Origin of the sequence: Candidatus Uabimicrobium helgolandensis, from assembly GCF_041508025.1 — a bacterium.
GTDB classification, from domain to species: Bacteria; Planctomycetota; Uabimicrobiia; order Uabimicrobiales; family Uabimicrobiaceae; genus Uabimicrobium; species Uabimicrobium helgolandensis.
The window spans coordinates 7,168,351-7,184,614 of the sequence record NZ_CP165719.1; the positions used below are offsets into that span (position 1 = coordinate 7,168,351).

11 protein-coding genes are annotated in these 16,264 nt (G+C 35.2%); 7 read left to right on the forward strand and 4 right to left on the reverse strand.

What is annotated here, in order from left to right; translation table 11 throughout:
• Positions 1-9: 9 nt before the first annotated feature.
• Positions 10-4,485, reverse strand: a complete 4,476-nt coding sequence (locus tag UABHE_RS26535; protein WP_372366335.1) for a protein kinase — start codon at positions 4,483-4,485, stop codon at positions 10-12.
• Positions 4,486-4,571: 86 nt separating this feature from the next.
• On the opposite strand from UABHE_RS26535, the gene UABHE_RS26540 reads away from it, so the two are divergent.
• Together UABHE_RS26540 and UABHE_RS26545 are read left to right on the forward strand one after the other, a co-directional pair.
• Positions 4,572-5,474, forward strand: coding sequence for a DUF72 domain-containing protein (locus UABHE_RS26540; protein ID WP_372366337.1), 903 nt, complete (start codon positions 4,572-4,574; stop codon positions 5,472-5,474).
• Between the two features lie 9 nt (positions 5,475-5,483).
• Entirely contained in the window at positions 5,484-6,713 is a 1,230-nt protein-coding gene (locus tag UABHE_RS26545; RefSeq protein WP_372366338.1) for a M20/M25/M40 family metallo-hydrolase, read from the forward strand.
• Between the two features lie 62 nt (positions 6,714-6,775).
• On the opposite strand, the gene UABHE_RS26550 is transcribed toward UABHE_RS26545, so the two are convergent.
• Positions 6,776-7,630, reverse strand: coding sequence for a DnaJ C-terminal domain-containing protein (locus UABHE_RS26550; protein WP_372366339.1), 855 nt, complete (start codon positions 7,628-7,630; stop codon positions 6,776-6,778).
• Between the two features lie 336 nt (positions 7,631-7,966).
• Between UABHE_RS26550 and lepB the strand changes: the two genes are divergently transcribed.
• Genes lepB through UABHE_RS26575 form a run of 5 tightly spaced genes read left to right on the forward strand, consistent with a single transcriptional unit; the run spans position 7,967 to position 14,154 of the window.
• Entirely contained in the window at positions 7,967-8,602 is a 636-nt protein-coding gene (gene lepB / locus UABHE_RS26555) for a signal peptidase I (RefSeq protein WP_372366340.1), read from the forward strand.
• A complete protein-coding gene (locus UABHE_RS26560) occupies positions 8,583-11,765 on the forward strand; it encodes a WD40 repeat domain-containing serine/threonine protein kinase (protein ID WP_372366341.1) in 3,183 nt (1,060 codons plus the stop codon). The genes lepB and UABHE_RS26560 overlap by 20 nt, the downstream gene beginning before the upstream one ends.
• A gap of 38 nt (positions 11,766-11,803) precedes the next feature.
• Positions 11,804-12,952, forward strand: coding sequence for a serine/threonine protein kinase (locus tag UABHE_RS26565; protein WP_372366342.1), 1,149 nt, complete (start codon positions 11,804-11,806; stop codon positions 12,950-12,952).
• Positions 12,953-12,958: 6 nt separating this feature from the next.
• Complete coding sequence (locus UABHE_RS26570; RefSeq protein ID WP_372366343.1) at positions 12,959-13,528, forward strand: RNA 2'-phosphotransferase; 570 nt, start codon at positions 12,959-12,961, stop codon at positions 13,526-13,528.
• Positions 13,525-14,154 carry a hypothetical protein gene (locus tag UABHE_RS26575; RefSeq protein WP_372366344.1) on the forward strand — a complete coding sequence of 210 codons (630 nt, stop codon included), beginning with the start codon at positions 13,525-13,527 and terminating at the stop codon, positions 14,152-14,154. The genes UABHE_RS26570 and UABHE_RS26575 overlap by 4 nt, the downstream gene beginning before the upstream one ends.
• A 364-nt stretch (positions 14,155-14,518) precedes the next feature.
• On the opposite strand, the gene UABHE_RS26580 is transcribed toward UABHE_RS26575, so the two are convergent.
• Positions 14,519-15,415 (reverse strand): hypothetical protein, encoded by an 897-nt coding sequence (locus tag UABHE_RS26580; RefSeq protein WP_372366345.1) that lies wholly within the window; start codon positions 15,413-15,415, stop codon positions 14,519-14,521.
• An 84-nt stretch (positions 15,416-15,499) separates the two neighbouring features.
• A complete protein-coding gene (locus UABHE_RS26585; protein WP_372366346.1) occupies positions 15,500-16,258 on the reverse strand; it encodes an SDR family oxidoreductase in 759 nt (252 codons plus the stop codon).
• Positions 16,259-16,264: the final 6 nt, after the last annotated feature.

The following is a 16,264-nucleotide window of genomic DNA, read 5'->3' on the forward strand; positions in this document are numbered from 1 at the left end:
CAACACGCTCTACTCGTTCACAATTACATATTCAAACGATTCTTCTTTTTCTTGCAAAGCGCTCTTTATCGAAAACCACATAAGCAACACAAGTACAACAACAGATACTTTGTAATACAAGGATAAATACCACGGCTGAAAGTAATCTAAAGAGTCAATAAATGGTAATGTCGGAAAAGCAATAGAGCTCAAAATTCCACCATTAAAATACACTAAGGCAAAACTACAAAAGCAAATAATCGAAAGCAAAAAACCTAAAAAACTATATAATCCTTCTCTTTTTACTGTCCAAACCCAACCAGGAGTCAAATGTCCAAAATACAATAACATTTTGTCTACAAATAAAAACGACTCACTTTGCTTGTGAATTTCACGTTCATTAGAGAAAAGCCCGATTAAAGTAAAAACAAGAATTACTACTGATCCCCATTCTAATCTCGACAGACTACCTATAAAAGAATACCCCACCGTCATAGGAACCAAAAAAGAAACATCTTCTCCTATTTCCGCAACACCGTTACCAGCTACAAAGATCAACTTAAGCGCGCGAAAAATAAAATTCCCTTCTTCTACAGTTATTGAAGTAAACATAGAATTTGTACAAAAAGCAATTAAGCATCTTCGTGAAAAAATTCGTAAATGCTTCTGGTAGATATTTGGTAATGAATTCATTAATTCACTGCTAACCGCCTTCTTGTTAAGAATAGCTAGGTTAACCTTAGTTAAATTTTCGTATAGTGTGCCTTGATTTTTCTCGAAATACAAGCGTGCTTTTTCTGGGTCTGATTCGCTATAAAAAACACCTAAATTATTATTTGCAATCGGATGAGTGGTTTTTTGCCAACGAGCCACCGCTTTTTTAGTATTACCTCTTTGATATTCCGCTTCTGCCATAAGAAGAGTCCAGGTCGTTTCATTCATCTTACCTTCGAGTTTTTGTAAATAGGAATAAGATCCTTTCCCTCCCATATAGCCATTCCCGAGAGAGTTAGGTAAGCTAGCGGTTTTTCCAGTATTAGCTACAATCGCCGATAGAAAAATCGCTCCAATAAAGTACAAGAGAATAAAAAAACATAGGCACAAACGTTCACTGCGATTTAGGTAAGTAATAAAAGTATAACGCGCTCTAGTGAATGGATTGGCTAAAAAAGCCATATTACGTAGAAAAATATTATGGTAACCAATTGATTCTAAATCGGATATACGCGAGACACGAGCGCGATACCACATATAAAAAATCCAACCAAGCAATAAAAAAGAAAAAAAGCTATTAAAGAAAATTAAAAAATCTGCGAACTGTAAATCAATTGAGGTCCCCATTAAACCACCACCTGCAAAACGCGATTCACGATAAAGCTTGGTAAATTTTTCTGCTTTTTGCGGAAAATTATTATTTTTTGCCCATTTAGCAAGGAATAAATATAAGTAGTAATCTCCTTCGCTAAATCCAAAAAAATCGCGCGAAACTTCTAATAATGAAAAAGCCTTTTCGTATTGTCCTGTTTTAAAATAATGATCTCCTAGTTTCTTAAAGAACCAATTTACAGACGAAATAAAGAAAACATCGAGATTGGGATTATGTAAACTCTTAACCTGTATAGAAGTCGCTTTTTCATAAAATATACTCTCAAACTCAGTAAGATTGTAAAAATTGCAGAATAACCCAAGAAGAAGATACTCGTTGAAATGTACATCCTGTTGTGACGTAATCTTTTCAACAAGCTTAAGAGCTTTATCATTTTGTTGTTTATTCTTCAAAGCAATTGCTTTTGCCAAAGAGTACCATATATTTTCTTTATCAAATTCTAAAAGTTCGTCCACATACCTCTCGAGAGCAACTATATTTTCTCGCGTCTCGGGCCATTTATTTTCAAACATATCTGTCGCAAAAATAGTAAAACCCCTGTTAGCAAGAAGCTGATTAGCCTCACGAGATCTAGAGGTTACAAGCATTAGAGTCTCATCGCAAATCCCCAAAGGTGTCACAAATTTTTGATCATCGACATCAAAAATAGCACGATACCCCTCTTCAGCCATACTAGAGCTAGACATTTCTAGAGCAAAACTACTTTTATCTATATAAGACAAGTAACGAACGCGATGTGGTAGCCTATAACGGTGCAGTATATTACCATTATCTGAATTTAACACGAAAAGGGAAAAATCACTTCCAACACACACTTGTTTTTTTCTTGGAAAAAATAAGAAATTACAAATACTTATATCCAAATTCTGCGGCGGAAAAAACCATACTTTGTTTTTTAGTAAATTAGTTCCCCAAATACGTCCTTGTTTTTTTTCTAGTTTCAATGGGCTTTGTTGTGCTTCTACCGCTAAAGAATCACCGTTATCTGTAAAAGACAATAAATGCCACAAGTCAACTGGCAAATCGATCTGTAATGCTAGCTGTTGGGCTTTCTTCAATTCCTTTTTATTATCAAATCTATTGGAATTCGCCGATAAGCACAAAAAAGCAGCAGAGCAAGCATCTTCTAACCTTTTACTAATTTGTTGCTCTGAAACTTCACAGCAGTGACGCCAAATTTTATCAAGTACCTCAACGGAACAAACAGCACTATCAGCCAAATAACAAATATTACGAAACAAAACATCTAACTTACGATTTTCAAGTAGTGGAATTGTATTATTAGGTAAAACAATATTGTTTTGCTGAAGAAAATTTAGTATTGTAAACTTTTCATTCGACTTTACCTCATCTAGCTCTTCCTTCAAAAGGGTAACAGCATCCTGATAATTTCCCATTTGAAAATATAAATAGGTAATGTTGTAACGCAAAGTAGCTAAACTAATTCCACCTATTTCTTTAATTTTTTCTGTCTGCGCTGCAAGATGTTTCATTTCAACGTGAATCTTCTTCATATCCTTAGCAACTTTAACAACAGACTGAACATCATTTTTTTGTTGCGCAAAATGAAATCTTTTCAACAATTCTCTAGATTTATCTTGATACTTCAATAGCAAATCAGAGATGCGATTTTCCTCTGCTATCGATTCTTTTACAAAAGAAACTATTCCCCAGAAAATAAAGATCGCAACAAGTGTATACATTATATTTTTACGAAAGCCACGAAGAGTATGTAACCTGTTTTCCATTTTTTGTAATTCGTCTTCAGGCTTGTTTTCTAGTTGATTTAACCTGCCAATATAAAGTTCTATCATGTTCAGATCTTCATGTCTTTGCGCCCATTTTGCTTGTAACCTTGTGATTCTTACAATGCCATCAGTGGCTATTTTATTGTTCTTTTGTATTTTCAGTGCCTGTAAGAAACAATTGTATATTTCATCTCCGGTAATATAAACATCCTGGTTAGTAACAGTATCCTTGTGTTCTAATTCGTTAAGCTGGTCCACAGCATTATCAACTATACTCATCGCATCATAGTGACGTACAAATTGTTGTATCTCTTCTTTCAAATCTAAAACGGATGAAAATCGTTCTTTAGGATCATGCGCTAACGTTTTACAAACGATTTTATCTAAATCAAAATAAGAGCTTGCCGTTTTAGGAATACCACCTTCAGCAGCATGGCACAAAATTTCCATCACTGTTTTTCCATGATGTGGCGGAACACCATATAGAACTTCATATAACATAGCACCACACAAATACACATCTGTAGCCACTCCAATATCATCGATATGATTTAATGCCATTTCAGGGGCCATATAAAGAGGTGTTCCTTCAGGCCCCTGAATTTCACTACGGTGAAGTGTTTTGGAGGTCTTTTTCTCAGAAATATCTAAAGCAATTCCCCAATCCATAACCAAAACTTCACCAAAGTCTCCAATCATAATGTTTTCGGGTTTCAAATCACGATGAATAATTTTATGGGAATGGGCATATGCTACCGCGTCACAAATTCTACACAAAATATCTAAATGATCAAACAACTCCATTTTTTCACTGCGTTCTATCTCGCCTGGAGTTTCTGGATGCAGAAGTTGTCCCCACGATATACCATTTACTTTTTTCATAGCGATAGAAACTTGTCCAGTGGCTCCTTTACTAAGAGCGTGGATAGGAATAATATTTGGATGATCAAGATCAGCAGTAACAATCGCTTCCGAAATAAAGCGTTTCTGCATTTCATTATGATTTTGTTTTGGCGAAATCACTTTAAGAGCTATTTCGCGATTAAGAGATTTCTGCCGTGCCAGGTATACAATCCCCATTCCTCCGCGCCCTAATTCCCCCACCACTTCGAAATCTTCAAAGTCGTTAAGCGAACCAGAATGCTTTTGAGATGTTCCATCACTCTCTTCTATTAGAGTCTGACTCTCTTCTATTAGAGTTTGGCGTTCTTCTAGCAGTGTGTTTTGTTGCTCACCACTAAATATTTCTGGCGTAGTTTCGCGTAGTTCGATATAATCGCACTTAATCGTACTCGAAGGTAGCTCATCTCCGCAAAGAGTAGCCTTCCAAATCGTTTCAATTTTTTTGAGTATGACGTCTTTTTCCTTCATTTTATCATCCTGTTTTGTCAAAAATAAGTGGCCCAAATGGGCCTATTGAAATGCAAATTTTTATTTACTGCTAGCACGAGGAATTTATGGACTTTGGAAAAGTAGATAATGTCGAAAAAATAGATTTTTCAATGCCTCAAGACCATGTAGATAATGAGCAGTTCTTTAATCGTTTATCAAAAGGAAAACAACCTAATATATACATAGGTTGCCCTGCTTGGGCAGATAAAAATTTTGTTGAGAAAATATATCCTCCCAAAACAAAAAACAATGAATATTTAACATATTATAGTAAAAATTTTTCCACAATAGAATTGAATAGTACCTATTATGCCATCCCTAAACAAGAAACTATACAAGGATGGAAAAACAAAACGCAACCTGGTTTTAAATTTTGCCCCAAAATTCCAGCGCAAATCAGTCATCAACATCAAATGGTAAACGCTGAAAAAACTACGCAACAATTCACAGAAACTATCTCTCTGTGGAAAGAGTATCTTGGTATTTGCTTTTTAGTCTTACCACCAAGTTTTAATCCAAGCCGTAGCCAAATTCTGACAAAGTACATCTCTGAATTTCCTTTGCCATTGGCAATCGAATTTCGCCACCCACAGTGGTTTTCCTCTTCGAAGCAAGCAACAGAAACATTTTGTGAACTGGAAAAGAGAGGAGTATCGATGGTGATTACTGATGTTGCTGGCAGACGCGATGTCTTACATCAACGTGTCACCACAAATACAGCAGTGATTCGTTTTGTGGGCAATAATTTACACAACAGCGATTACCAACGTTTAGACCACTGGATAGAGCGCATTCATTACTGGAGCACAAATGGTGTCGAAAATATTTACTTCTTTGTACACCAACCACAGTCCAACCTCGCGATAGATACAGCAATCTATTTTGCTGCGCAGCTAAGTAAAAAACACCAAATAATTACCAAATCCCCACAGCTACTTAAGTTCGACATACAACAAACTTTTTTTTAGGTAATTTTCATGAATAAAACAGAAACATACAAACAATATTTAGAACAAATAGAAAACCAATCTTTTCAATTCTTGTACGAGCTTGTCAACATCAATTCACAAACTAAAAATGCTCACGGTGTGAATGTCGTAGGAAAAAAATGTATTGATCTTTTTGCTTTACTAGGATTTACAGCGCAAATCTTTCCTTCCAAAATAGATCCCACATACGGCGACTATGTCTTCTTGACTCACCAAGGTAAGAGCAAAGAAAATATAGCTCTAGTATCGCATCTTGATACAGTCTACTCTGAACAAGAAGAAAAAAGCAATAATTTCTTCCTCCGCGAAGAAGGGGAAAGACTTTACGGTCCTGGAGTGTGCGATATAAAAGGTGGCACTATTGTTATATTCATGGTTCTAAAAACGCTAAAGGAAAAAAACCCACAGTTATTTGAAAAGTATACTTGGAATGTTTTTCTCAATGCCCGCGAAGAAGAAGGAACTGATGAATTCGCAGAGCGCGCAATGGAATTTGTAAATAATGAGACAAAAGCTGTACTAGTCTATGAAGCAGGAGGTGAGGAAGTAAATGGCAGCAACATTGTAACAGCGCGCAAAGGAGTTGCAAGGTTTTATATGGAGACTATCGGTCGCCAAGCTCACTCGGGGACTGATCATCATCGCGGAGCAAATGCTTTGCTTGAACTAGCCCATAACATAGTAAAAATTGAACAAGAAACATGTTATAAAAAAGGTTTAACCTTTAACATCGGTGAGGCCCAAGGAGGAATAGCAATCAATCGTGTTCCTGACCATGCGTACTGTTACATAGATATTCGCACAAAAACACAACAAGACTTCGACTATGCTGTAGATTTCATACACAAGTTCGCAGGGAAAGGTATTGTCAAAAGCCGCAGTGGTGACTTCAAATGCCAAACCATTATTAGACAAATGCCGTCGTATCCATGTTGGCCAGAAAACCCTAGCAGTGACAAACTAGCAAACATTTTTGTAAAGGCTGGCCAAGACTTAGGACAACAAATACACCCCAAACCTCGTGCTGGTGCAAGCGATGGTTCCTTTTTTTGGCAAATAGCCCCCACAGTAGACGGATTGGGTCCTATTGGAGCAAACGATCACTGCTCTATTCACAAACCAGAAGAAGGTAAAGAACAAGAATACATCATTAAGTCCTCACTTTGCGAAAGAGCACTTCTCAACATAATTGCTATTGAAAAATGGCTACAACAGTAGAATATTCACACCAAGAATGCCGCAGGAAAAGTTTGCCACTTTTCCTGCAATATTGAAAACCACTAGAATAATTCCTCAATAGTTTTTTTCTGATCTTCACTTAATTCCTCTGGCAAACGAACCTTAAATTTTACTAGCAAATCACCTGCATCACGAGACGTCTTTATCCCATGTTTTTTCACGCGAAGAGTTGCACCAGGTTGTGTACACGGCGGAACTTTCAATTCTAATTCTTTATCTAACGTTTGTACTGTCACGCTTGTTCCTAAAAGAGCTTCTTTTAAACTAATCTCTTTTTCACAAATTAAATTACTTTTCTCGCGACTAAATATTTTATGTTCCAATACATTTACTTCAATGTAAAGATTTCCTGGTCGTCCGCCATGAGATCCTTGCTGGCCTTCTCCAGCGATTTTTATTTTCTGCCCTGTTTCTACACCCACCGGTATATTCACCGCTATTGTTTTTTGGCGATTTTGGCCAATTTTCATATTAGATTTGCCACCTTTTGCAGCAACAATAAAGGGAACATCTAACTTAACCTCTATATCACCCCCTTTACGAGGACTAGGTCTCCGTCTGCGATTATTAAACCCTCCTCCTCCTTGGCCACCATTTGTAAAAAATGAATTCAAAATATCGTTTAAATCCATTCCTCCCCCAGAAAAACCATCAAATCCTCCGCCACCAAAATTTTGAAATCCACCTTCTTTCATGTGGTCATACTTTTGGCGTTTTTCATCGTTGGAAAGAATTTCATATGCTTCAGCAGCTTCTTTAAATTTTTTCTCTGCTTTTTCATCACCTGGGTTTTTATCAGGATGATATTTCTTTGCTAATTTGCGATAGGAATTTTTTATATCCTGACCGCTCGAATCCTTACTAACTCCGAGAATATCATAGTAATCTTTCATCATGTTGTCCTCATTAACAGCGGTTATAGTATCTTCTATCTTTTGCCACTTACTTCAATAAGAAATATGCAAAATTCATACCGTTTATATTGAATTTATATTTTATATTCACAAAAGTAAAATGTAATTGCCTTTTTCCCCTAATATTTATTACAATAAAGAGAAAGATTAATGTATTTAGCTACGAGATTTGCAAACAGCTTTCTTTTTACTTTGTTAAAATATTCGTTATACAAAATTAAATCTCTGCCAAAATTGCTAGGACGTGTTCCTATTTCGATTTTACAACAAACGAGTGTCTAAAAGTACAATCAAACACTCTTTAGTATAGGTAAATATATGTCAGACGATTTTTTGTGTTTTATCGAAGATACAAACTCTTTGACTTTTCTTAGTAAACAAATCGTTAAATTTTGGCAGACAATAACATATGTTGCCATTATCTATATCGTATTCTCTTCTCTGTTTTTTGATCTGTACCGCGTAACTAGTAATTCTATGTATCCTGCCTTAAAGGGAAATAAGAACATTTTTTACGATGACCGCATTCTCGTTTTTAAAGGCCTATTAAATCTGCAAAAACCTATGCGGGGTGATATCATTGTATTTATGTCCTTATACAATAGTAAAAAATTTTTAGTAAAACGAGTTATTGGTTTACCTAGAGAAAAGTTATACATAAAACCAAACCGTAATATATACATTAATGGTAAACCTCAAGCTACGCTTTTTTATAATAAATATAAATGGGCCAAATATCTCGATCGCAGTGATATGCCCGAAAATGGATGGGGAAGTGTACCTATTATTGTTCCCAAAAATAGCTATTTTGTTATGGGAGACAATACTGTGAGTAGTGAAGATAGTCGTATGTGGGGCTTTGTACCACAAGATCGCATTATAGGAAAATTGTCTTCTATATGGTTTCCTTTTTTTCGAATAAGGAGTTTTCGCAATGAAAATCTCTCCAGGTGAAATAGTTGCCAAAAAATACAAAATAGAAAAAAAAATCGGCGAAGGTGCAACGGGAATTGTATATTTAGCCAAAGACGAAATTTTAACAAAGTTTGCCGCTATAAAATTTTTACGCCTAGAATATTCTCTAAATGTAGCTCAGAGAAAGCGTTTTTTAAATGAAGCGCGTGTGGCTTCACACTTCATCCACGAATCAATTGTTGTCATACGTGAAGTTAGTGAATGGCAAGGACACCTCTACATCGTAATGGATTACCATGAAGGCAAAACCCTCAAAGAAATAATGCAGGAAAAGTTGCTCACTAAAGATGAAATACACACAATTACCAAACAACTACTTTTGTGTTTAGAGGACGCTCATAAAAAAAACATCATTCATCGTGACATAAAACCATCAAATATAATTGTTTACTATGACAAAAATAATAATCTTCGTTTAAAAATACTTGATTTTGGTTTAGCTTCTTGTGAAGAATACCAAAATAACATTAGTGGTGGTACTTTAAACTATGTTTCTCCTGAACAATTACTAGATGACCCGGTCGATCACCGTAGTGATCTCTATTCGGTAGCCGTATGTATTTATGAAATGTACACTGGAATATTACCGGTTTCAGGAAGTACAGCAAATGAATTTGTATATAACTTACTCGACACCCAGTCTCACGCAAAACAAAAACCGCAACGAATGTTACCTTCGCAACTGCGTAAAATTCTACTCAAAGGGTTGGCTTCTGATCCAGAATCTCGTTATCAAAATGCTAATTATTTTTGGAAAGAAGTTCGTGGAAAAATTAAGTTCTCTTATAGTATTGTTATTGAAAAAGTAGTGACCGCTGCCGCTTTATTATTAATACTGTGGTCAGTATCTTCACTATGGAGCAAGTATTCCACTCATAGTTCTCACAAGTCGCTACTTAACGAAGCAATCGCCTCTTACGAAAATAAAGAATGGCAAAAAGCAATTGAATTCGCTAGAAAAAGCCAAGAAATAGCGACTTCTTACAAAGCAAAACAAATAATAGCAAATAGTGCATATGCACAAGTGCAACAAGATTTAGTTACAGGGAAAATTTCTCCACAAAAAGTTAAATTCCCACAAGAATTTAACAAAAAAACCCAGCAAATATTAACTGAATATATAAAATTCTATCAAACTTCTCAGGAAATAAATCAAAAAGTAAGCAAACAAGAATACGACATAGCGACATCCATTATAAAAAGCTATCGTGGACTAAAAAACCATGAACAACTACTACACAAACAGCTACAAAGACTGCAAGTACAGTCTTACCGCAAAAAGTTAAATAATGCTCTACAACAAGGTGAAGCTATAGATGCTAAAAAATGGTACGATAAACTTCAAAATGATTTTTCTCCTGAGGAAAGCAAAAGACTACACGATAAAATATACAATCTCAACAAGCAAAGTAGTTACGAAAAAGCAATGCAAAACCGTAATTACTGGAAAGCTATAAAAGTTGCCAAAACGCGATTGCCATTATGGCAGACTAAGTATGAAGCAGCTCAACAGTCATTGAGAAGTGAGTTACAAAGTTGTTTAATCGTCTCACCCACTACTGGTAAAATATTATCTCAAAGACTCAATGTTGTAGAGATCAATATACCTCCTCATATTTCCAGTGAATATCTACGCGTTAATGGTGCGCATCTTAATTACAGCGGTAACATTTATTCTGCAGAAATTATTCTTCCTCAAGGGCAACAGCATATACGTTTAGAATACTACCGCGAAAACTACAAAGATCTTATCCATAAAGTCATGGTAAATGTTGATATTATTCCTCCTAAGCTACAAGTCACAAAACACTTCATAGAAGATAACTCTCGTAATATTGTTATCGAAGGAACAGTACAAGAAAACACTCGCGTTGATACAATTTTTTACGGTGAATATGAAGCACAGCCCCTCAACGCTTCTTTTAGTAGGTGGCAAATATCTTTTCCTTTAGCGCTTCGCGAGCAAAGCATCGAGTTAACAGCAAGAGATATTGCAGGAAACAACAGTACCTACAAATATGCATTTACAACAGATAACACAGCACCAGAAGTCTATATAGAATTTCCCAAAGAAAATGAAAAGATCTATAGCCGTAAGGTTATGGTTCAAGGCATTGCCATCGATGATTCTCAAATCGAAGAAATCACAGTAATGTCAAAAAAAGTATCCAAGTTTAAAAAAGACAAATGGTACATATCTATACAGCTTCCGAAGAATTTACAAAGCGAAAAAGCAGTCATTCCCATTACCGTAAAAGATATATGGGGTAACACTAAAGAACACAAGGTAACAGTTCTTGCTGAATTCTTAAAATGGAAAGATATGCGTATTTTTCGAAAACTGAATCTATATTCGGATAGAATATGGGGGCTTTGTTTCGACCACGAAGGAAAATATTTAGTAGGTGCTGGAAATGACGGCAAAAAAGTAGTATGGAGTACGAGTAGCTACAAACCAATCAGTATACAATCTACTTCACCAGTGACTTCGCAGCATTTAAAAATCTCTCCAGCAATTCGTTTTACAGCATCTTTTTTCGCCGATATTACTGGAAAATCAACACCTGATTTTTTTAACCACTCGCAAGTAGGTGGTGTTTGGCGCGTAAGTCACTCAGATCTATATGATCGAGATTTAGGTGATCTCATCCGTTTCTTTGATCGCCATATTTCATGTATGGCTTTGTCACCTGATGGACGATATTTAGCAATGGGACACCACAGCGGCAACTTGCGCATCATAGATTTACACAGAAGACGATACGTATTACACTCTAATGTACACAACGGTGTCGTTCTTTCTTTATGCTATTCACCTGATGGCAAATGGCTAGCTTCTGGTGGTGGCGACTATCGCGTAAAATTGTGGCCTATTTCAAAAAAATACAACAAAAAACTTCGCGAAAAGCATGTTTTAAAAGGACATAAGATGTCGGTTACGGCATTATCGTTTACACATAATAGCACTGTATTAGCTTCGGGATCAAAAGATAAAAAAATACACTTATGGGATGTAGAGAAAGGTACCTTCATCAAAAAGCTATCGGGGCATACCTCGCAAATTGAGTCAATTTCTTTTTCACCTGTAGAAATGACTTTGTGTAGCGCTAGTGCTCAGGGAGAAATGTTTATTTGGAAATAGAGCGTATCAACGCGTTCTAATTTTACAAAGGCGAAAATATGGCTTCACATAAAGACTTTTTTTTCAAAAAAGCAGCGATAAAAACAAGCTACTTAGATAGACCACAACTACAAATGCTCAGCGAAAAGCAGTCTCAAGGCAGCGAACTTAGTTTAGAAGAAATTGCTTTAGAAGAAGGAATTATTACCGAGGAACAGTTAGAGGTTATTCACAAACAAATCCAAAAAGAAATGAACTTGGGTGCGACAAGGGAACTACCAGGTCTTGTAAAGCGTTCTCGTGGACCTCAAAAACAATATGCTCATTATGAAGTACTAGAAGAAATTGCCCAAACTTCTGTAGGAAGAATTTATAAAGCGCGTAATACTAAAAACGATAATCGTGTTGCCATCAAAGAAATCTCTCCAGAAAAAGAATATACAGCAATAGATTTAGATCGCTTTTTTCAAGATATCGAAAGAACAAAATCTTTAGAACACCCACACATCGAAAGAATATACAATATATACAAAGATAACGATCCGCCATTTTTTGTTGCAGAGCTCATAGACGGTCACTCACTAAAAAAACTGAAATCACGCGGTATATCAATTCCTCGTGCAGTGGAAATTGTTCAAAAAATAGCGAGAGCTTTACATTTTGCTCATCAAAAAAATATTTATCACCGTAACCTAACTCCTGATAATATTTTTATTGATAGCGCTGGAGATCCAATCATAACCGAATTTAGCATTATACAAAGCGAACACAATATAGGAGGAATCAAAATCCTTGGCACTCCTCACTATATGTCTCCAGAACAAGCTAAAGGTATACAAAGACAAGTCGATCAACAAAGTGATGTTTTTTCATTGGGAATTATTTTTTACGAGCTCATAGGCGGAAAATTACCTTTTGAAGGAAAAAACATCGAAGATATTATCGGTAATATCCAGGTGCAAACTCCTGTAGCACTATCTAAAATCAACAACGAAGTTCCAAAAGCTATTGAATATATTGCAGAAAAGTCTTTGCAAAAACAGCGTAAAAAACGCTACAAAAACGCTGAAGAAATGAAACAAGATTTAGATCTATATCTACAAGGAAAAACAATCGTTCAAGATAGCTTCTTGCAAAAAAATCGCATAATTATCATCACTGCGTTTATTCTTACTATAGCAATCATTTATTTTAGTTTTTTTAGGTAAGCCAAAATGCAACTCAATGAACCACTACAAAAAAAGCTGTCGAGATTTATGGCTCTTATTTTAAGGCATAGACCGGAAGTCATAGGACTTGAACTTGATCACGAAGGTTGGTGTGAACTACAAGTTTTACTACAAAAAATACAAAAAAGTTCTCCTACTTGGCGTACATTAAACGAAGAAAATATACGTCAAGTTGTCGAAAACTGTAATAAGCAACGTTTTACCATTAAAAATGGTCGTATGCGTGCGAACCAAGGACATTCAAATAAAAACGTCGAAGTTCAATTCTCTAAAATTATTCCGAAACAAAATTTATACCATGGAACATCGAAAAGAGCATGGCAAAAAATACAAAGCAGTGGACTTCTTCCTATGAACAGGCATCACGTGCATCTCTCCGCAGATATTAAAACCGCAGTAAAAGTGGGAAAACGCTATGATAAAAACCCCATTCTTTTAAAAATAAACATTGAAAAAGCTCTTGCTGATGGTATCCAGTTTTATATTTCAGAAAATAATGTTTATTTATGTGAGCATATACCAGCTGACCTGTTAGAAATGTGCACTGACAAATGAAATATAATATACAAGCAATAAACCCAGTGGAAAGTCGGGTACTCGCTGATCCACAGTTTCAAATAGCACTTGATTTAGGAAAAGTAAGAAAAGGACATTTGGAAGGACAATTAGGTTACCACATTGAAAATATTCTACAATATATAGAAGCCAATTTCAAAAGTGATCGCGATTATGAAAAACTAAGAATTATTGGAATAATACATGATATGGGAAAACTAGGAGAATTAGTTGACAATATCAATAAATACATGCCTTCAAACGCAAAAAATTCAAAATTTTATTTAGAAGCAAGCCAAAATTTTATCAAAGAAATAGGAAAACAACCTGACAAAGGCTATGTCCCCGCCCATGCAATGTATTCATACGAATTTGCCAAAAAACACACAATAGATAAACAAGTTCTCGAAGTAATAAAATTTCATGACACAGCGTTTAGATTAAGTAAATTAGAAAAAACTTTGCCTTACAAAATCTACAAAAAAATAGGCATACACATAAAAAAAGTTTTTGCCTCTTTAGATAACGAGCTAATGTTAAAATTCATGGAAGTTGACAACTCAGGTAGAGACACAGAAATCGTTACTTGGCTAAAAACAAAACTACAAAAAGAGAAGATTATATAGTAAAAATTGCTGCTTTTATTTTGTTTACATTATGCTTAGGATATAGACACAATAAACAACGAAACACCACTAAGTTGCGTAGTTTATTTTATCTACGTTAAATGTTTCATTTAATGACATAGATCGATTACCAAAAAAAATCACAATGCCAGAACCTAAGAGTTGTTGATCTTTCCCATAATAATTTTATTCCTTTTCCTAAAGAGCTTTTGCAATTTCCAAGTTTGTCTGTTGTCAAACTACAAGGAAATCAAATCATAAATTTGCCGGATAAGTCTGAATAGAATATAAACACGGTTGTTATCAATTTTACATTTACCGCCTTCGGCACTCTTATCTCGATCAGAAATTTATGAAAATTGGTTTAAAGATTGTCCATTATGTATCTTCTTACTTTTCTCCGTAATTTCCCAAAGTTATACCACCTGTCTTTTTTTTCCATTATTTCTACCGCCCGAGAACCGTAGGCATAGGCATTTTGTTCATCCATAGTCTTAAAGTTTTCTTTACTGTGATAGCAAAGAATAGAGACGATCCGTTTCTTTTTTCCATAGACACATTTAACGCGATGCATCGAGTTCATTCCTTGAAAGAGAGTCAGAGTACCAGCGCGTAATGTTAATGTTTCTTTACGAGTATGTTCGCCTGTATCAAAGAGCTTTTCTACTTGTGGATAGTTTTGCTCTTTTTCATTTCGTATATTAGGTACAAATTCAAATTCACCACCTATTTCTGGTTCTTGCAATAATATAGTGATAATAAAATCATTAAAGTCGTAATGCCAATTAAAGTGATCACCGTCTTGCATAAATGAGATATTTAATGCTTGAAATTCATCATTGAAACAGTAAATTTTTTTCATTTGTAAAATACTTGCGATGAACTCAGCAAAAATATCACAGTGGTATAACTTATAAAGTTTGAATTCTTGCGGAATGTAATTATAAGCCAACAAATTATTACTTGAATAAAACCACCTATTTCTAGGGTGATTATTTGGAAAATCTAAATCACCTTTGGGATCGTAATTATTATAAGACTCTATGTTATGATAAGCTAGATGAGAGAGTGTATCGCATTCTTTTGCTATTTCGTCAATAACTTCTTTTTTCAAAAAGCCGGGAAGTACACATGAACCATTTTTTTTGATTTGCTGATGACAGTCAGCGATCATTTTTACTCCAGATGGGCTACTCATTTGTGTAATCGGGTAACGCTCTAGATCTATTAATTCTAAAGGCGACAAATTAGAAATATCCACATTCAACTCCTATTATTTCGTATAGGGAAACCCCTACCTTTTGACATATTATTCTGTATTTTTGATATTCACACTAAAACGCACTTAACTCAGCCACTTCATAGAAGTTTTTCCGAGAAAAGGTAATTTTATAAATGAAATTAGGTTTTTTATAGTGTTGGCAGGAACCCAATGCACTTTCTTTTTGTGGGCCGCTTTCCATACAGTTTTTGCTATTTGTTCAGGGGTTAAATTAACACCCATTTTTCTTACTGTATTCGCTTGGTATTTCTGGTCATTAATCATTGGTGTTTTTACATAATAGGGCATTAAATCACTAACAGTAATATTGTATTTTTCTAATTCTAGATTGAGCCCTTCAGTAAAGCCGCGAACAAAAAACTTTGTGGCTGAATATGTTACTAATTCAGGTGTTCCATAAAAAGCAGATGCCGAGCTCATCGAAATAATATGAGATTTTGGTGTGTTTTTCAACAGTTCCAAAGACGCTAAAACACCGTTTACAACTCCAACAATATTGACATTGATAGCCTTCATATGATCATTGCGCGATATTTTATCGAAAAAATCCATATGCATGATACCAGCATTGTTAAATAATACATTCATTTTGTTATTTGTTTTTTCTGCAAAATAAGCAACTCCTTCTTCAGTTTGTTCATAAGAAGTCACGTCTAACTTTCTATAACAGACATTACTTCCAATTTGATCCGCTAACTGTTTTAGACCATCTTCATTGGTATCGAAAAGACCAACAAACCACCCTTCTTTGGCAAATGTAATCGCTGTTGCTTTTCCTATTCCAGAGGCAGCACCTGTAATAAAAATTGATTTTTGTTCCATATGTTC